15 protein-coding genes are annotated in these 17,570 nt (G+C 69.7%); 3 read left to right on the forward strand and 12 right to left on the reverse strand.

The window, feature by feature from the left end; genetic code table 11:
- Positions 1 to 13 precede the first annotated feature (13 nt).
- The 6 genes from ACFWN2_RS44320 to ACFWN2_RS44345 all read right to left on the reverse strand — a co-directional run bounded on the left by ACFWN2_RS44320 (position 14) and on the right by ACFWN2_RS44345 (position 9,430).
- Positions 14 to 772 (reverse strand): L-tyrosine 3-hydroxylase, encoded by a 759-nt coding sequence (locus ACFWN2_RS44320; protein ID WP_382436715.1) that lies wholly within the window; start codon positions 770 to 772, stop codon positions 14 to 16.
- Positions 769 to 2,280, reverse strand: a complete 1,512-nt coding sequence (gene hutH / locus ACFWN2_RS44325; RefSeq protein ID WP_382436716.1) for a histidine ammonia-lyase — start codon at positions 2,278 to 2,280, stop codon at positions 769 to 771. The genes ACFWN2_RS44320 and hutH overlap by 4 nt, the downstream gene beginning before the upstream one ends.
- 296 nt (positions 2,281 to 2,576) lie before the next feature.
- A complete protein-coding gene (locus ACFWN2_RS44330; protein ID WP_382436718.1) occupies positions 2,577 to 4,004 on the reverse strand; it encodes an AMP-binding protein in 1,428 nt (475 codons plus the stop codon).
- A 96-nt stretch (positions 4,005 to 4,100) separates the two neighbouring features.
- Complete coding sequence (locus tag ACFWN2_RS44335; protein WP_382436719.1) at positions 4,101 to 4,934, reverse strand: M23 family metallopeptidase; 834 nt, start codon at positions 4,932 to 4,934, stop codon at positions 4,101 to 4,103.
- A 1,241-nt stretch (positions 4,935 to 6,175) separates the two neighbouring features.
- Positions 6,176 to 8,293, reverse strand: coding sequence for a transglycosylase domain-containing protein (locus ACFWN2_RS44340; protein ID WP_382436721.1), 2,118 nt, complete (start codon positions 8,291 to 8,293; stop codon positions 6,176 to 6,178).
- Between the two features lie 96 nt (positions 8,294 to 8,389).
- Positions 8,390 to 9,430: a carbohydrate kinase family protein gene (locus ACFWN2_RS44345; RefSeq protein WP_382436722.1), complete on the reverse strand. Its 1,041-nt coding sequence runs from the start codon at positions 9,428 to 9,430 to the stop codon at positions 8,390 to 8,392.
- A gap of 241 nt (positions 9,431 to 9,671) precedes the next feature.
- On the opposite strand from ACFWN2_RS44345, the gene ACFWN2_RS44350 reads away from it, so the two are divergent.
- Both ACFWN2_RS44350 and ACFWN2_RS44355 read left to right on the forward strand, forming a co-directional pair.
- Positions 9,672 to 10,700: an MFS transporter gene (locus ACFWN2_RS44350; protein WP_382436723.1), complete on the forward strand. Its 1,029-nt coding sequence runs from the start codon at positions 9,672 to 9,674 to the stop codon at positions 10,698 to 10,700.
- Positions 10,701 to 10,704: 4 nt separating this feature from the next.
- The gene (locus tag ACFWN2_RS44355; protein ID WP_382436724.1) at positions 10,705 to 11,382 is read left to right on the forward strand and encodes an alpha/beta fold hydrolase; all 678 of its coding nucleotides are present in this window, start codon (positions 10,705 to 10,707) and stop codon (positions 11,380 to 11,382) included.
- On the opposite strand, the gene shbA is transcribed toward ACFWN2_RS44355, so the two are convergent.
- The 6 genes from shbA to ACFWN2_RS44385 all read right to left on the reverse strand — a co-directional run bounded on the left by shbA (position 11,345) and on the right by ACFWN2_RS44385 (position 16,635).
- The gene (gene shbA, locus ACFWN2_RS44360; protein ID WP_382436725.1) at positions 11,345 to 12,058 is read right to left on the reverse strand and encodes an RNA polymerase sigma factor ShbA; all 714 of its coding nucleotides are present in this window, start codon (positions 12,056 to 12,058) and stop codon (positions 11,345 to 11,347) included. The two genes, ACFWN2_RS44355 and shbA, sit on opposite strands and share 38 nt — an antisense overlap.
- 127 nt (positions 12,059 to 12,185) lie before the next feature.
- Positions 12,186 to 13,412: a class I SAM-dependent methyltransferase gene (locus ACFWN2_RS44365; protein WP_382436726.1), complete on the reverse strand. Its 1,227-nt coding sequence runs from the start codon at positions 13,410 to 13,412 to the stop codon at positions 12,186 to 12,188.
- Entirely contained in the window at positions 13,409 to 14,089 is a 681-nt protein-coding gene (locus tag ACFWN2_RS44370) for a DUF1365 domain-containing protein (protein WP_382436727.1), read from the reverse strand. The genes ACFWN2_RS44365 and ACFWN2_RS44370 overlap by 4 nt, the downstream gene beginning before the upstream one ends.
- Complete coding sequence (locus tag ACFWN2_RS44375) at positions 14,086 to 15,324, reverse strand: NAD(P)/FAD-dependent oxidoreductase (RefSeq protein WP_382436729.1); 1,239 nt, start codon at positions 15,322 to 15,324, stop codon at positions 14,086 to 14,088. The genes ACFWN2_RS44370 and ACFWN2_RS44375 overlap by 4 nt, the downstream gene beginning before the upstream one ends.
- On the reverse strand, positions 15,317 to 15,988 hold the full coding sequence (locus ACFWN2_RS44380) for an alpha/beta hydrolase (protein ID WP_382436730.1): 672 nt from the start codon (positions 15,986 to 15,988) through the stop codon (positions 15,317 to 15,319). The genes ACFWN2_RS44375 and ACFWN2_RS44380 overlap by 8 nt, the downstream gene beginning before the upstream one ends.
- A gap of 68 nt (positions 15,989 to 16,056) precedes the next feature.
- Positions 16,057 to 16,635 carry a TetR/AcrR family transcriptional regulator gene (locus tag ACFWN2_RS44385; protein ID WP_382436731.1) on the reverse strand — a complete coding sequence of 193 codons (579 nt, stop codon included), beginning with the start codon at positions 16,633 to 16,635 and terminating at the stop codon, positions 16,057 to 16,059.
- 64 nt (positions 16,636 to 16,699) lie between these two features.
- On the opposite strand from ACFWN2_RS44385, the gene ACFWN2_RS44390 reads away from it, so the two are divergent.
- On the forward strand, positions 16,700 to 17,560 hold the full coding sequence (locus tag ACFWN2_RS44390; RefSeq protein WP_382436732.1) for an oxidoreductase: 861 nt from the start codon (positions 16,700 to 16,702) through the stop codon (positions 17,558 to 17,560).
- The last annotated feature ends 10 nt before the right edge of the window (positions 17,561 to 17,570 follow it).

A 17,570-nucleotide genomic window follows, 5' to 3' on the forward strand; every position in this document is an offset into this window, starting at 1 on the left:
GCGCGGCCTTCTCTCATAGGTGGGTGGTGAACGTCCTGAGTGTCTCTCCGCACGCGGGGCTGAGCGGGTGTTTCGCGAGGTCGTGACCGATCGCGGACAAGACGGCGGTGCGGTGCGCGTGATAGCGGCTCACGCACACGTTCTCCCGGCTCACGAGGAAGAACTCGTCGAACCTGTCGCGTTCGGCGTCGGTGGTCTCCTCCCGCACACGACCGGCCTCGCGCAGCAGCGACGGGCCGTCGGGCACGAGTCTGCGCATGACTTCCATGTGTGCCATCAGGTTCGCCTTGCTCGCGACGGAGATCGGTTCGGCCGCCACGGGCCCCAGCGCGGTGCGCGCCCGGCGCAACAGGGCGGGCAGTGGTTCGTAGTCACGTGCCCACCGGCCGCTGAACGCCGGGTCGAACGTCACCATCATCGGCCGGATGACGTCCTCGTACACCTCGCGGGAACAACTGCCCGAATAGGCGAGCATCACCGAGTACGCGTCGTATCCAAGCGCAGTGAGGCGGACTAGCTGCGAATCAGGCTCGCGTATCAGCCGATCGAGTGAATCCGAAAGGAACCTCCAGACCAGAAATGCCCCGTGGTGGCCGAGAAACCACCGGTGCACGGCACGTTCGACCGCGTCGTCCGGGGTGCGGATGACGATCGTGGCCTGAAAGCAGCGGTCCGCGCACGGGATCAGGTCCGTCTCCGGCATCGGCAGCCGCAGGACGGGCAGGTCGACCCAGGCGTGACCCCAGTCGGACACGAAGGCGGGAGCGCTCATCGCGGACCCTCCACTTCGGACGCGACCGTGTCGAGGAGGTCGGCGACCCTGCCCAGGGTCGTGTCCAGCGGCCGGTCCTCCACGATCGGCGCGACGTGCTCCGCGATCCGGTCGAACACGGCCGCCAGCCGGGGTGCCCGCGGGCGGCGCGCGCCGACGTGCACGGCCTGGCGCAGCGCGACCGCGAGGCCCGCGTGCAGGTACCGCAGCAGCTTCGCCTGGTCGAGCGCGGTGAACGCGGCCTGCGTGCCGAACGGGACGACGTCCTGGTTGTGCAGGTTGGTCGGCAGGCTCTGCACGGACGCGGGCGCGGCGGCCCTGCGCATCGCGGCGACGGTCGCGGTCGCGCCGATCTGCACGCCCTGCAGCGCGTGGTGCTGACCGGGCAGCGGGCTCAGCATCGGCGGCAAACCGTTGGTGCGGTGGGGATCCACCAAAAGATCGAGCTGGCGTTCGGCCAGGTTGCCCAGCTGCACCAGCGCGACGTTGAGCTGGTCGGCCGCGAAGGCGCTGGGCTGACCGAAGAAGTTGCCGCCGTGCACGATCTCCCCGGTCTCCGGGAAGAACAGCGGGTTGTCACTCACGCCGTTGAGGTCGCGCCGCACCACCTCGTCCGCGTGCCGCACGCTCGTGCCGGCCGCGCCGATCAGCTGTGGTGTGCAACGGATGCTGTAGGGCTCCTGCAGCGGGCGCTCGCCGGACGGCGCGCTGCCTTCGAGCCATGACCTGATGGACGCACCCGTTTCAGCGACGTCCGGATGCCCGAACGCGGCCAGTAGTCCAACCGACGTGAACTCGGTGCCGCAGCCGAGGACGTCGGTCAGCAAGGCGGACAACAACTCCGCCGTCCTCCGCGCGCGAACCGACTGCGCCACAGCGAGTCCGAGTGCTGCGGCGGTCACCGAAATGCCGTTGACCAACGCGAGGGCGTCTCGTCCGTCCAGGACGAGTCGCGTTAGGCCGGATCGTGTGAGCGCTTCCCCGGCGGTCATGAGTCGCCCTTGGAAGAACGCGTTCCCGTTACCGCGCAAAGCATGCGCCACGTACGCGAGCGGTTGTAGATCACCACTCGCGCCGACTGACCCCAAACGTGGTACTGCTGGGGCGAAATCGGTGTCCAGCATGGCAGTCAGCGACGCCACGACCTGCTCGGACACTCCGGATCGCCCCTGCGCCAACGAGAACAGCCGGGCGAGCACGGCCGCTCTCGCGACGGCGGGCGGCAGCAGCTCACCGTGCCCGACGATGTGGTGGAGGATCGTGTTGTCGCTCTGGCTCGCGCCGTCGGCACGGCCCTCGAACTCGACGAGCGGGCCGAAACCCGTTGTGACACCGTAGATGGCGCGACCGGACGCGCTGACCTCCAGCACGAACTCCCGGCAGCGCTTCACGCGGTCGAGCACGTCCGCCGGCAGTGCGACGGTCATCCGGTCGCGGGCGAGTTCGAGCTGAGCCGGTTCGAGGTGTGCGCCCAGATCGAGGGCAGCAGGGGATGTTCCGACAGGCATGACGCCTCCTGTGGATTGGGGGCCACTCGCGACGATCCCCGTTGAGCTGTCAGGGAGGAAGGGCCTTATGTACGCACTAAACGAGGAAAATTTCTCAGCTGCGCGCAGGCGTGTTCAAGCCGCCGGAGAGGTGATCGAACTCTCCGCGCACGATTCGGCCCAAAAGATCGGCGGACTGCTCCACCGGGGTGAACACGGCTCGGCGCACTGAGACCTCGCCCACACCGAGGCCCGCCGATGTCCTTGCACGCCAAGGATTACGCCGAACGCCCACCGGCTGCCGGTGATCAACAAGCTCACTTCGAGGCGTCCTTCAGCAGGCGACGGAGGACCTTGCCGGACACGGACTTCGGAATCTCATGCACGAAGACAACCTGGCGCACCTTCTTGTACGGCGCCACCTCCGCCGCCACGAAGGCCATCAGTTCCTCCGCCGTCACATCGCCTTGCGTCACCACGAACGCTTTCGGGATCTCCCCGTTAGCTCGATCGGCCGCACCGATCACCGCGGCGTCCCGAACGGCGGGATGACGGCGCAGCACCGCCTCCAGTTCGGCGGGCGCGACCTGATAACCCTTGTACTTGATCATCTCTTTGATCCGGTCCACGACGTGGAACCGGCCGTTGTGGACCCGCACGAGGTCACCTGTGCGCAACCAGCCGTCCACGAAGGCTTCTCGGGTGGCCTCGTCGTCACCCAGGTAGCCGTCCATCAACTGAGGACCGCGCAGCAGCAGCTCGCCCTCCGTCGCGTCCGTTGTGGTGCCCGGCTCGACGACGCGCGCCTCCGTTCCGGGACACAGCACACCGACGCTCGTGGGGTCGGATTCCAAGTCGTCGTCGAATGTCTGGTGCGTGCCACCGGCTTCCGTGAGGCCGTAGCCCTGCCGGACAGGAGCGCCGAGCTTGCGTTCGGCGTCCTGCCGCACGGCGTCGTCGAGCGGGGCGGCGCCGCAGAGGACGAGCTTGAGGCGGAGCTCCGGCACCGGCCCAGGATGATCGGCGATGGCGGCGGCAAGTGGCGGCACCAGGAACGCGCGCGTGACCTCGTGCCGCGCGAGGCGGTTCAGGTAGGTGCCGGCGTCGCTCCTCGGCATGGTCACGAGGGTGGCGCCGCCGAGCAGGCCGGAGTTGAGGATGATCGTGAAGCCGTACACGTGGAAGAACGGCAGGTTCGCCGCGAGCACGTCGGTCTCGTCGACGCGCCAGCCGGGCCGGTGCTGCTCCAGGTTCGCGACGAGCGCGCGATGGCTGAGCTTCACCGCCTTGGTCAGACCCGTTGTGCCGCTGGAGAAGAGGACGACCGCGGTGCCGCGCGGGTTTCCCGGTGGGAGCGAATCGCCTTCGCCTGCGGGAAGGTCGTCGAGGTCGAGCGTCGCCGTGACGTTCGCGAGCTCCTTGAGCCGCGCGACTTCCGGCGGCGTGAGCATCGGGTTGATCAACGCGGCCGTCGCGCCCGCGGCCATGACCGCGTGCAGGCCGACGGCGAACGCCGGCCGGTTCAGGCTCGCGATCGCGACGGTGTCACCGGGCCTGATCCCGTTGCGCACCAAGCCTTTGGCCGTGGTCTCGACCAGTCGGGCCAACTCGTCGTAGGTGAGCGACTCGCCCGTGACGGCGTCCACGAGGGCGACTTTGTCGTTGTGCCGTGCGCGTTCCAGAACGTGTTCGGGCACCGTGCGTTCGGGAACCGCCACCGCCGGCAGGGGGCTGCGGTAGATCACAGGCTCGACTCCGGTCTCGACGCCGCCGCGCCTCGTGCACGGCGGCGTAGCCGGAGATTATCGAGACTTTTCGTGATCGTGTGACCGAAAAACAGGTCAGAGGGTCACGCCGCGCTCGGCCAACCAGCCCACCGGGTTGATCTTCTGGCCGCCACCGACCCACACCTCGAAGTGCAGGTGCGGCCCGGTCGACTGGCCGCGGTTGCCGATCGTCGCGATCTGCTGCCCGGCCTTGACCTTCGCACCCTGCGGAACGTCGATGGTGTTCATGTGCCCGTAGACGGTGATCGTGCCGTCCTCGTGCTGGACGCGAACCCACAGCCCGAACCCGGACGCGGGCCCGGCCTCGATGACCGTGCCCTCCATGGCGGCGACGATCGGCGTGCCGATGGCGTTGGCGATGTCGACACCGTTGTGACTGGTGCCCCACCGAGCGCCGAACCCGGACGTGAACGAGCCCTGAGCGGGCCGCACGACCTTGGGGCGCTTCGCCTCCTCCTCGGCCGCGATCCGCGCCGCCTCGACCTTGGCGGCCTCCTGGCGCTTCACGTAGGCACCCTCGGCGGACTTGAGCGCCTGCGCGACGTGGAACTGCGCCTGGATCTGCTCCGCCTGAAGCAGCTTGCGAGCCTCGGACCCGGTCTCCACGGAGTGGATCGTCTGCGGCCCCTGCGACTGCGGCTGCGCGGTCATGGCCGCCGCGGCGAGGTTCTTGGTGGCCGCGACCGGCATGATCATCCGCTCGACGGGCCCGACCGTGGTGGCCGCCTGAGCGAACCCGGCGCCGGCCAGTGCGCCTGCGGCGACGACAACCGCTACGGCCTTCTTGCGGTCCAGGTCCACTCTGGTGATGACGTCGACCAGCGGACCCTTCGCTCCTCGCAGGAGGGACTTCGTCTGCGACGAGCCCTCCGCACGATGCCGTGCCAAACCTGCCTCCATGCACTCGGGGGAGTTCGACGACCGCGCTTCGCCTGGCTTCGGGGGGCCTGGCTGCGGGCTTCGGGGGCCCGGTGTCGGACTGGACCGCTTCGGGGGCGTTTCCGTGTCCTTGCGGTTATCGAACCGTGACATGCGGCGGTGAACGTAACCTCGCGTGACCGGCGCGGGCAAGCCAAGTGGGTGTTCAGGTGATTAGGCCCACTGCTGGTCACTTTGGGTAGTCGAGTGGTTTAGGGCATGGTCAACGCGTTTTGAACCAATCCCCGCGTTGCTGTTTGCACTGGTCAGTCGCTTTATCGTGAAAGGTTTGCTGGCGGGGAGGGCGGGGATGGGTGGGTGGGCGCGACTACTTGGGGTGGTCGGAGTCGTTTGGGGCGGGTCGGCTTGTGTGGGCTGGTGGCGGTTCCAGCGGGCGCTCTTGCGTGCGCGTCACCCTTGGGCGGGTGGTTGCGTGGGCCTTGTCGAGCCGGGTTGCGTCATCGCCGCTTCGCGACGATCGCGATTGGGGCTTGACTTCGGGGCCCTTGCGAGGCCTTCCTCGGCCTGGAAAAGGCCGGTCTGTGAAGCCCGGCCGAGTGGTCAAGTTTAAGGCCTCGCACCCAAAGTCAAGCCCCAATCGCCGTCGGGGTTGAGCCATTACCGCTGATCAGAGCCCGACGAGGTAGGGACGCCTCGGCTTCGCCATTGCGTTAGCGGCGGTGCCGCAACACGTCCCGTGGCGCGCCATGTCCGGCGCCACTCCCATGCAGCGCGCCTCGCCCGCCCCGTCGCCCCCAGCGCCTCCCCGCGACGCCTCCCCGGCGCCGACTCCCCCCTCCCCCGCTCCGCCTCATCTCGCCCGCACCACCTCCCCGCTCCCCTTTCCGCTGCGCCTCACCCGCTCCCTCGCCCGGCTCCGCCCAGCCCGCTCGCTTCCCCCTGCCCCGCCTCGCCAGCTCCGCGCCCCCTTCCCTGCTCCTCCTTCCCCGCTCCCCTTCCCCGCTGCGCCTCACCCGCTCCCTCGCCCGCTCCGCCCCGCCCGCTCCGCCCCTCCCGCTCGCTTCCCTCCGCCCCGCCTCGCCAGCTCTGCGCCGCCTCCCCCTGCTTCGCCTCCCCACCCATCTCCCCGCTTGCCTCGCCATCCCGCACCCCTCACCCCGCGCCCCACATCCGCCGCCACCTCCCCCACCCACGACAAAGGGCCGCCGGACGCTCCTGGCGTCCGACGGCCCCTGGGCCGAGCTGCGTGACTACTTGTACCGGGCGGCAGCGGGCGGCAGCGGTGCCACCGGCAGACCCTCGTGGATCACCTTCATGGCGTTGAACCACGTCGGTGCCGCCACCTGGCCACCGAAGACGCCCTGCGAGCTGCCAGGGCAGAGCCTGATCGGGCTGGCGCAGATCACCTGCGGGTTGTTGCCGTCGGCGTAGGTCATGACGGCGCCCGCGAACTGCGGGGTCGCGGCCAGGAACGCGACCGACTTGTGCTCTTCGGTGGTTCCCGTCTTGCCGATGGTCGGGCGGTTCCAGCCCGAGGCGGAGGCGGCGGTCGCGGCGGTGCCGGAGCCCGTCGTGTCGTGCGACATGCCCTGGGCCAGGGAGGCTGCCAGGTCCGGGTTGACCGCTTCCTCGCAGGGCGCTTCCTTCAGCGGCACCGGCTTGCCGTAGCGGTCGAGGACCTGCTCCACCGGGGTCGGCGGGCACCAGGTGCCCTTCGAGACGATGGTGGCGGCGACGTTCGCCAGCTCCAGGACGCTCGTGGCGCCGGGGCCGAGGGTGTAGGAGCCCGCGTTGTTCTGCTTCGTCCAGTCGCCCTGGGTCGGGCCGTTCGACTTGTCGGAGTTGATGGGCTCGCCGCCGCGGTTGACGCCCTGCAGCGTCTCGCGCATGCCGAGGCGGTAGGCCATGTCCACGACGTTGTTGAGGCCCGCCTTCTCCTGCAGGATCACGAAGCCGGTGTTCGGCGAGGTCGCGAGGGCCTGGGTGAGCGACATCTTGTCGCCGTACTTGCCCGAGTTCTGGACCTTCCACGGCGCGCCGCCGTTGGGGTAGACCTTCGAGTAGTAGACGTCGGGCACGTCGATGGACTTGTCGATGCCGGTGAGGTTGCGCTCCAGGGCCGCGGCGGCGGTGAAGACCTTGTTCACCGAGCCGGGGCCGAACGGCAGCACCTCGGCGGGCACGGGGCGGGCGACCTGGCCGAGCTCGGCCTTGTTGCCGAAGTCGCGGGAGGCGACGAGGGCGCGCACGCGGTGCTTGTCGGTGCCCGGCTCGACGACGGACATGACGTTCGCGATGCCGTTCTGCGTCTTAGGCACCTGCTGCTCGGCCGACTCCTTGGCCGCCTTCGTGGCCTTCTGGTCGAGCGTGGTCTTGATGGTGAGGCCGCCGCGCTGCAGTTCCTTGTTCGTGATGCCGGCCTGGCGCAGGTAGTCGAGCAGGTAGGAGCAGAAGAAGCCGTAGATCGGGCCGTCACCGGCGCCGACGCAGCCCTTGGGCAGCAGCTGCAGGTCCTCGACGATGCCCAGCGGCTCGGCCTTGTACTCCTCGGCCTTCTTCTTGGCCTCGGTCTCGTCGGACCCGAACGCGCCGTTCTCGCGCATCTTGTCGATGACGATGTTGCGGCGCTCCAGCGCCTTCTCCGGGGAGGCGCCGGGGTTCAGCGACGACGGGCGGTTCGCGATCGCGGCGAGCAACGCGGCCTGCGACACGGTCAGCTTGTCGGCGGTGGTGCCGAAGTAGGCCTTCGCGGCCGCGCCGACGCCGTAGGTCTGGTTGCCCAGCGGCACGATGTTGAGGTAGCCGGTGAGGATCTCGTCCTTGCTCATCTGCTGTTCGAGCTGCAACGCCACGCGCGCCTCGCGCATCTTGCGGCCGATCGTCGCCTCGGTGGCCTTCTCCCAGGCCTCCTGCTCGTTGTCGGCGCCGAGCACGAACGCCATGTAGTTCTTCACGTACTGCTGGGTGAGCGTCGAGGCGCCCTGCGTGGCACCACCGTCCACACCGGCCTTGGCGGCGGCACGGGCGATGCCCTGCCAGTCGACGCCCTGGTGCTCGAAGAAGCGCTTGTCCTCGATCGCGAGGATCGCGCCCTTCATGGTGTCCGCGATGTCCTTGGACTCCAACGGGATGCGGTACTGGTCGTACAGGTAGGCGATCGGCTCGCCGTTCCTGTCCTGGATGGTGGTGACGAGCGGCAGCTCACCCTTCGCGAGGTCGCCCGACGTCTGGTCGACGGTGTCGGCCGCGCGGTTGGACGCGAGCCCGAGACCTCCGACGAACGGGAACACCATCGCGGCGAGGAGCACGCCCGCCGTCAGGCACAACCCCATCAACTTGACCAAGCCTGACGCGCGTGCGGCGAACAACCCGCAACTCCTTCCGAACAAACCCCAGAAAGTCTCTACGTATTAAGTCGCGCGGGAGGCCCGTGAGGTTGCGTCCGCTGATCGACTGTTTTCAACCTACCGGAGTAGTCGCAGCCCGATCGTCGGACTAGCCCTGCGCACCTCGACGCCCGCGTGGTTCGGGAGCAGGTCGTCCAGGAACCCGTAGCGCGACAGCTCTTCGTCCGGGCGCCGGCTCACCGTCCGCCACCAGACCGCGATGTCTCCCCAGCCCGGTGCCGACAGCGAGCCGCCGAAGTGCTGGACGGACAAGGCGGCGCACAGGTTCGCGAACCGCACCCGGTGTTCGAGCGGCCACCCGGCCAGAGTGCCCATCACGAACCCCGCCCCAAACACGTCACCGGCACCTGTCGCGTCGAGCTGCGCGACGTTGAGTCCCGGCACGTCCACGCACTCGCCGGTGGCGCTGTCGACCGCGACCGCTCCCCCGCCCCCTCGTGTGACGACCACCACGGGCACGTGCTCGGCGAGCTTGCGCGCGGCGGCCTCCGGGGTGTCGGTGCGCGTGTAGCCCTGCGCCTCCACGTGGTTGGGGAGGAACACGTCATATCCGTCGAGGCGGCGCAGGAGCTCCGGCGACCACGCCCCGGTGCGGTCCCAGCCGATGTCGGCGAAGAGCTTCGCGCCGTTCTGCTTGGCCGTGCGCACCCACTGCTCGTCCTCGGCCTGGATGTGCACGAAGCACGCCCGTGCGGACGGCGGCGGTGAGAAGAGGTCATCGGCGACGACGGGGGCCTTGTGCCCGTGCGTGACCATGCTGCGGTCGCGCTCCATCGCCATGCTCACCGTCACCGGCGAGTGCCACCCGTAGAAGCGACGGCAGTAGGAGAGGTCGACGCCCTCCTGGTCCGCGAGCACGTCCCAGCAGAAGTCGCCGTACGCGTCCTCCCCGAACGCCGCCGCGAGCGCGGTCCTCAGTTCGAGCCTGCGCAGCGCCACCGCGAGGTTGGCGATCCCGCCGGGGCACGACCCGAGGCCTTCCGACCACACCTCGGTGCCCGGCTCCGGTGGGCGGGGCAGGCCGGTGAAGATGATGTCGAGGAAGACGGTGCCGGTCAGCAGCACGTCGTAGTCGGGGGCAGCCGTGGGATCAGCCATGCGTAGACCTTGCCACCCGACCCCGACAACCATGCGTTAGAAACGACGCGCATGGGGGTTGCGCTCAGGAAAAATGTCCAGTTCCAGCTGCTGTGGTTCGGCGGCGCGGGGATCCCCCCACTTCCAGCGTATCGAGCGCGGCCGAGGTTGAGCCGCGCACTCCGGCGATCTGTGGACAACTCGGCGCCTGTGGACAAGCGGGCCGACGTCGATCTTCGTCACGCCAGGCTGTCGGTGCGAGGTGGGACGATCGGAGTGGGGCGCGCGAGCCCCCTGGGGGCTGGTCAGTCCGGATCGATTCACCCGCTGCGACAAGGAAACGACCGTCACCGGTCACGTGCACGTGGCCGTCTTCGTCGTCCTCGCGGTCGTCGACGGCGTCTGCACGGCGTTCGCGAGCCCGGCCCGCACCGCCGCGATCCAGGCCGTCGTGCCCGAGGACCAGCTCAGGACCGCTTACGCCCAGGAGGAGGCGCGCGGCCACGCGGCACGGGTCGCCGGGCCACCGCTGGGCGCGCTGCTCATGGCCGCCGGCCGGGCGGTCCCGTTCGTGGTCGACGTGGTCACGTTCGCCGTGGCCGCGGTCTGCGCGTGGTTCGCGAAGATCCCGGCACGGGCGGCGCAGGGCCCGCGCCAACCCATGCGTCACGACGTGAAGGACGCGGGTCGCTGGCTCTGGCGGCAGACCGGCCTGCGCAACCTGACGATCATCTTCCTCGTGCTGAACCTGCTCGGGGGTGCCTCGATGCTGCCGGTGTTCGCCCTGGTCGCCGAGCGCGGCGGCAGCGGTCTCGACACCGGCCTGGTCGTCGCGGGCATCGGGGTCGGCGGGGTCATCGGCTCGCTGGTGTCCCCGAAGATCACTCTCGCGCCCGGCAGGCTGATGCTCGCCGTGCTGACCGTCTTCGGGGTCTGCACCCTGGCGATGGCGCTGCCGTTCGGCGTGTTCTGGCCGTTCGTGCCGCTGGCGCTCACCGCCACGGTGACGCCGCTGATCAACGTCTCGGTCTCGGCGCTGCACTCGCAGCTGGTCCCCGAGGACATGATGGGCCGCCTGGACGCGGTATCGACGCTGGCCGCCCGCGTGCTGACGCCGCTGGCGCCCGCGCTCGGCGGGTTCCTGGCGGGAGCGGTCGGCGGCGCCGCGGCATTGCTGGTCTTCGGCGCGTTGATCCTCGTCACGGCGCTGGTCGCGGCCTTCACCAACCTGAGTGTTTCCACCCACCGGAAGCCATCGCTTCCCAGCGACGGCGCGGGAAGCGTCCACTGAGGACATGTCCGAACGCCCCGCCCTACTGCTGGTGCACGGCGCCTGGCACGGCTCCTGGTGCTGGACCCCGCTGCGCACCCACCTCGAAGCGAACGGCTGGCGGGTCGGCACCGTCGACCTGCCCAGCGCGGCACCGCACAACGCCGCGGAACACGGCATGCACGACGACGCCGACACGATCCGCAGCGCGATCAACGGTCCCACCATGATCGTCGCCCACTCCTACGGCGGCATCCCCGCCACGCAGGCGGCGACCCCCGAGGTCGAGCACATCGTCTACGTCGCCGCGTTCCTGCCGGAGGCAGGCGACTCGCTGATCAAGATGGTCGGCGGCACTCCCCCGCCGTGGTGGCGCACAGAAGAAGACGTCATCCACGCGCTGAACCCGGAGACCGTCTTCTTCAACGACGTCGACGAACCGCCCACGGGCATGCTGCGTCCGCAGAGCAGAAGAGCCTTCACCGAGCAGGTCACCTCGACGCGACGAACACCGAGCACCTACGTGATCAGCGAGAAGGACAACGCCATCCCGCCACCGGCCCAGGAGGCGATGGCGGCGAGAGCGACCGCGACCGAACGCCTTGATGCAGGACACTCCCCGTTCCTGTCCTGCCCGCAAGACCTCGCGGCGATCATCGAGCGGGTCAGCCCTCCTCGGCGATCATCTCGCGCATCCGGGTGAGCGCGCGGTGCTGCGCCACCCGCACGGCCCCCGGCGTCGACGAGACGGCCAGCGCGACCTCCTCGGCGGACAGGCCCACGGCCACCCGCAGCACGAGGATCTCGCGCTGGCGGGCTGGCAGCTTGTGCAGCAGGCGCGTGACCTGGGCCATCATCTCGCCGTTGACGGCGTGCTGTTCCGGACCTGCCTCCAGCGAGGGGCAGTCGGGCAGCTCCGGGACGACCTCGGCGCGGTTGCGGACGGCGCGGCGGCGGGCGTCGGCGACCTTGTGCGCGGCGATGCCGTAGACGAACGCCAGGAACGAGCCCGGTTCGTAGCGGTACTTCGACAGCGCGCCGAGCACCGCCACGCAGACCTCCTGCGCGATGTCCTCCGCCGAGACGAGCGTGCGTTCGCGGCCGCCGACCCGGGCGCGGCAGTAGCGCACGATCAGCGGCTGGATGCGGCCGAGCAGGTGCTCGACCGCCCGTCTGTCTCCGGCCAGGGCGGCGTCGACGAGGTCGGCGAACTCGGCTTCGGCGAGCCACTGGTTGGAGACCGGTGCCTGGTGCACCCGACGGCGCATGGGCACCGTTGGCGAGTTCCAGGCCCCCGTGTCCTCTGAGGGAACGAGGACCGCGACACCACCACCGGTCCGCACGGCTGTGGGCATGACCATCCCGGCGACCTCCTCCACTCAAGCGACACTGGGGTTCCACTGAAGAAGAGACCGCAGCGTGCCGTTTGATACCGGCTGCTTCCAAGAGGACCACGAAGTCCAGTCGGGTGGGACCACCAGCACCCTTTTGGGGTAGAACGTGGTCCTAACGGCCCAGTCTTTCGGCCATGGCGAACTGCTGCACTCCCAGGTAGCCGACGCGGAAACCGGCCTCCGAGTAGGCCAGGTAGAACTCCCACATCCGGCGGAACGTGTCGTCGAAGCCCAGCTCCCGCACCTCGTCCCAACGGGTGAGGAACGTGTCGCGCCAGCGGTGGAGCGTCTCGGCGTAGTCGAGCCCGAACGACCGCGAGTCGACGATCTCCAGCCGCGTGTGGTCGCGGACCGACTCCTCGATCGACCGGACCGACGGGATGAGCCCGCCGGGGAAGATGTACTTGTGGATCCAGGTGTAGCTGGCCTTGCTCGCGATCATGCGGTCGTGCGGCATGGTGATCGCCTGCAGTCCGACGCGGCCGCCGGGCGCGAGCACGCGGTCGAGCATCGCGAAGTACTCGGGCCAGTACTCGGCACCGACCGCCTCGATCATCTCGACGCTGACGACGGCGTCGTACTGGCCGCGTTCCTCACGGTAGTCACGCAGCTCGACCGTCACCCGATCGTGGAGACCCGCGTCCCTCACCCGGTCCAGCGCCAGCTTCCGCTGTTCCGCGGAGATGGTCAGCGACGTGACGGTGGCGCCGCGCTGGGCCGCCCGGATGGCGAGCGCGCCCCAGCCGGTGCCGATCTCCAGCACGCGTGAGCCCGAGCGCACGCCCGCGTAGTCGAGCACGCCGTCGATCTTGCGCAGCTGGGCCGTGCACAGGTCGGTGTCCGGGCCGTCGAACAACGCCGACGAGTACGTCATCGTCTCGTCGAGGAACACGCCGAACAGCTCGTTCGACAGGTCGTAGTGCCGGTGGATGTTCTGGCGCGACCCGGCGACGTCGTTGATCTCGGTCTGCCGCCGCTCCGCCCACCGCCGCATGCGCTGCAGGCCGGGCGGGATCAGGGTCGAGAGCCGGGCCGCGAACGCCGCGAGCACGCCCGCGAGGTCCTCCGCGTCCCAGTCGCCGACCATGTAGGCCTCGCCGAAGCCGATCTTGGCGTCGGCGCCGAGCCGGTGGAAGAACTCCGCGGGACGGACGAGGCGCATGACCGGGCCGCCCGCGCCCCACTCCCTGCCGTCGGGCAGCCGCACGGTCACCGGCAGCGTGCGCACGGCGTTGCGGAACAACGACTCGGCGATGCGGGCGCGCATCGGCGAGCGGGGCGCGTTGAAGAGTCCCGGCCAAATGCCCTGACCCGGACGTGGCAACGACAACGTGCTCATCCATCACTCCTGGGGATGATCGGGATGCGCCTCAGGTAGAGCGCGATTCCATGACGGCGGATCAGCGCGGACACGCGCTGCGGCATCAGCGGCCGCCTGAACAGCATGCGCAGCCCCGAGCTGCGCGTGCCCTTCATCGTGGCGCTGAAAGTGGTCTTCCCGTTCTGCCGCAACGCGATCGTCACCGACAGCTGGTCTCCCGGCTTCGGCAGCTTCATCACGTAGTGGCCGTCCACCTCCAGGAACGGGGAGACGTAGAACTCCTTGTCGACCGACGCGCGCCCCTTGTCGTCGGTGCGCAGCAGATAGCAATGACGGCCGCCATAGGTGTTGTGCACCTCCGCGACGACGCACACGAGCTCTCCGGAAGCGTCGTGGCACCAGTACACGGACAGCGGGTTGAAGACGTAGCCGAGCACGCGGGCGTTGGCGAGCATGAGGACCTGCCCGCCGCCGAGGTCGATACCGCGCCCGGCCAGCCACTCGTCCAGGTTCTCCCTGATCGACTTGTCCGGCGACCCGAGGTGGTCGCGGGCCTCGAACCTCGCGAACGGCCGCGCCCACAGCGGGAGGCGCGGCAGCCCGTCGAGGTCGACCAGCCACATGTAGGCGCGGTGGCTGAACGCCCTGTCGATCAGTTCGCGGCGCGAGTGGGTGATGAGGACGTCGTAGATCACCAGTCCACCCCGAAGTGCCTGGCCGCCCTCACCCCGGACGCGCAGCCGTCCTCGTGGAAGCCCCAGCCGTGGTACGCGCCGGCGTAGGCGGTCGTGCCGGTGTTGATCTCGGGCAGACGTCGTTGCGCCGCAACGGAGTCCGGCGTGTAGATCGGGTGCTCGTAGACCATCTTCGCGAGCACGCTGTCCGGGCTCACGTCGTGCGGGTTGAGCGTGACGACGAAGTCGCGCGGCTCGTCGAGCCGCATCAGGCGGTTCATGTGGTAGCTGACGAGCACCTGGCCGTCGGCTTCCCGGCAGGCGCGCTTGTAGAGGTTCCACGACGCCCGCGCGCCGGCCGCGCGGGGCAGGATCGACGCGTCGGTGTGCAGCCAGGTCTCGTTGCGCGAGTACTGGAACGCGCCGAGCACGTCCTTCTCGGCGTGCGTCGGGTCGGCGAGCAGACCCAGCGCCTGGTCCGGGTGCGTGGCGATCACGACGTGGTCCGCGGTGTGCAGCACGTTGTTCTCGTCGCGGATCTCGACGCCGCCGCCGGTGCGCGTGACGGCGCGGACCGGCGTGCCGACGTGGACGGCCTTGAGACCCTTCACGGCGCGGTCGACGTACGTGCGCGAGCCGCCGACGACGGTCTTCCACTGCGGGGTGCCGCCGATCGTGAGCATCCCGTGGTTCGCGAGGAACTCGAACAGGTACCAGGCCGGGTACTTCATGCTCAGCGCCGCGCCGGACGACCAGACGGCGCTGACCAGCGGGATGATGAAGTGGTCGACGAAGTACCTGCTGTACCCGCCGATCACCAGGAACGCGCCGAGCGTGACGTCGTGCGCCTCCTCGTGGGCGAGGACGCGCTGGGCGTGCCGGTAGAACCGGGTGACCTCGCTGAGCATGCGCAGGTAGTTGCCGTTGAGGGCGTTCTGGCGGCGGGCGAACAGCCCGGGCAGCTTCTTCGCGCCGGCGTACTCCAGGCCGCAGCCGTCGCACCGGACGCTCATCGACATCTCGGAGTCCTGAGTGGACACGCCGAGCTCGCGGAAGAGCCTGATCAGGTTCGGGTACGTCCGTTCGTTGTGGACGATGAACCCGCTGTCGACGTGCACGCCGCCGAGGTCGTGCGTGTGGGCGTGCCCGCCGAGCCGGTCGTCGGCCTCGAACAGCGTGACGTCGTGCTTGCGCTGCAACACGTACGCTGCCGTGAGTCCGGCAACTCCTGCTCCGACGACGGCGACCTCAGCCACGCGAGCCTCCCAACGGCACGTCGAGGCCTCGCGGCGAGACCTCCTGCATGGCATTCGCGATGTCGGGCGCCACCGGTTCGAGCCCGAGCTCACCGTGGACGAAAGACACCACGATCCGGGTCCAGTCCTTCGCCCTCCGCAGCATCGCGTGCCCGTCACCGACGACGCTGAACCGCGCGACCCGGTCGGTCACGGTCTTGGCCTGCCGCGCGAACGCCAGCGACTTCGCGGGATCGGTCATCCGCTCCTGGTCGCCGTGCGCGATCAGCAGGGCCTTGCCCCTGAGCTGCTCGTAGGGCTCTCCGGGCACGAGCCACGGCGCGAGCGCGCACACCGCGATCACACTGGGGTGACCGGCGACGCGTAACGCGGTCCGCCCGCCCATGGAGTGGCCGACGAGCACGACCGGTTTGCCGGGATGGAGCTCGGCGATCCTGTCGAGCGCCCACCGCGCGTCCTTGACGGGGTCGAGGCTCGGCGCGTTCCAGCCGCGCACCCGGTAGCGGAGGTTCCAGACCTCGACGCCGGGCGCGCGCAGCGCGCGGGCCAGCGGCACCATCCTCAGATACGCGAGGTTGAGGCGCTTGACGGGTTCCTGGCCGTGTTCGCGGCCGCCGTGCAGCACGAGCACGACGGCATTCGTACCGTCCTGCGGTTTCGCCACGTCTACATGCGGGTGCACATTTGATGTTCGTGAGGCCACGCCCTTCGGCTCGCCCGTTGAGAGCCAGCTCACACCTTCCGGACGAACTGTCCCATCGCCGTGTCGACGAGCCCGTCGAGCTGCTCCGGCCCCGCGAGGGCGCTGTTGATGACGAGGGCGATGCCCTGCAGCGTCGCGAACAGGACGAGCCCGAGGCGTTCCGGGTCGTCCGCCTGCAGCAGCCCCTCCGACCGTCCACGCTGGACCAGCTCCTGCATCAGCCCGAACGGTCCCTCGGCGGCCTCGACGATCCTGGTGGCCCCCGGCCGGTGCTTGCTCGTGTACATCAGCTCGACCAGCGCGGCGTTGCCGGTGGCGAACCGGACGTAGGCGGTCATGACGGCCCGCAGCCGCTCCGCCGTGTCGTCGCTCGTGAGGGCGGCGCGCAGGACGGTGTCGAGCCGGGTGAACCCGTCCTCGGCCAGCGCGTCGAGCAACGCCTGGCGGTTCGGGAAGTGCCGGCGCGGTGCGGCGTGGCTGACGCCGATCTCCCTGGCCAGGTCGCGCAGGGCGAGCTGGTCCGCGCCGCGTTCGCGCAGGCCGCGCTCGGCGGCGTCGAGCAGCGCGGTGCGGAGGTTTCCGTGGTGATAAGGCCGTTCGTCTGACACGGGCCAGATGATACCGGCGTTGTTTTCGTTGACTACATTGTTGTCGGTGTCTACTTTGTAGCTCATGACAACATTCAGCGCCTCGGACGTCCCCTCCCTGACCGGCCGCACCGTCGTCGTCACCGGCGCGAACAGCGGGATCGGCCGTGCCGCCGCCCGCGTGCTCGCCCGCAAGGGCGCCCGCGTCGTGCTCGCCGTGCGCAACCTGGACAAGGGCGCGGAGGCCGCCGCGACCATGACCGGCGAGGTCGAGGTCCGCAGACTCGACCTCGCCGACCTCGCCTCGGTCCGCGCGTTCGCCCAGGAGCTCACCGGCCCGGTCGACGTGCTGATCAACAACGCGGGGGTGATGGTCCCGCCGCTGACCCGCACGGCCGACGGCTTCGAGCTGCAGTTCGGCACCAACCACCTGGGCCACTTCGCGCTGACGAACCTGCTCCTGCCCCAGATCCGCGAACGGGTCGTCACCGTCTCGTCCACCGGCCACCGCGCCGGGAAGATCGACTTCGACGACCTCAACTGGGAGCGCAGGCGGTACCGGCCGATGGCCGCCTACGCGCAGTCCAAGCTCGCCAACCTGCTGTTCACGTCCGAACTCCAGCGCAGGCTCACCCGGGCCGGCTCCCCGGTGATCGCCACGGCGGCGCACCCAGGGCTCGCGGCCACGAACCTGATGCGGCCCGAGGGCAGGCCGCTCGCCCGTCTCGTGGAGAAGGCGGTGACCCCGTTCTCGCAGAGCGACGACGCCGGCGCCCTGCCGACGCTGTTCGCGGCGGTGCGGGACGTGCCCGGCGACAGCTACGCCGGTCCCGGCGGCTTCATGGAGGGACGGGGCGCGCCGAAGCTGGTCGGCCGTTCGGCGAGGGCGAAGGACACCGCGGTGGCACGCCGCCTGTGGGACGTGTCCGCCGAGCTCACGCAGTAGGGTTCGCACC

The organism is Lentzea sp. NPDC058436, from assembly GCF_042721515.1.
Taxonomy (GTDB): domain Bacteria; phylum Actinomycetota; class Actinomycetes; order Mycobacteriales; family Pseudonocardiaceae; genus Lentzea.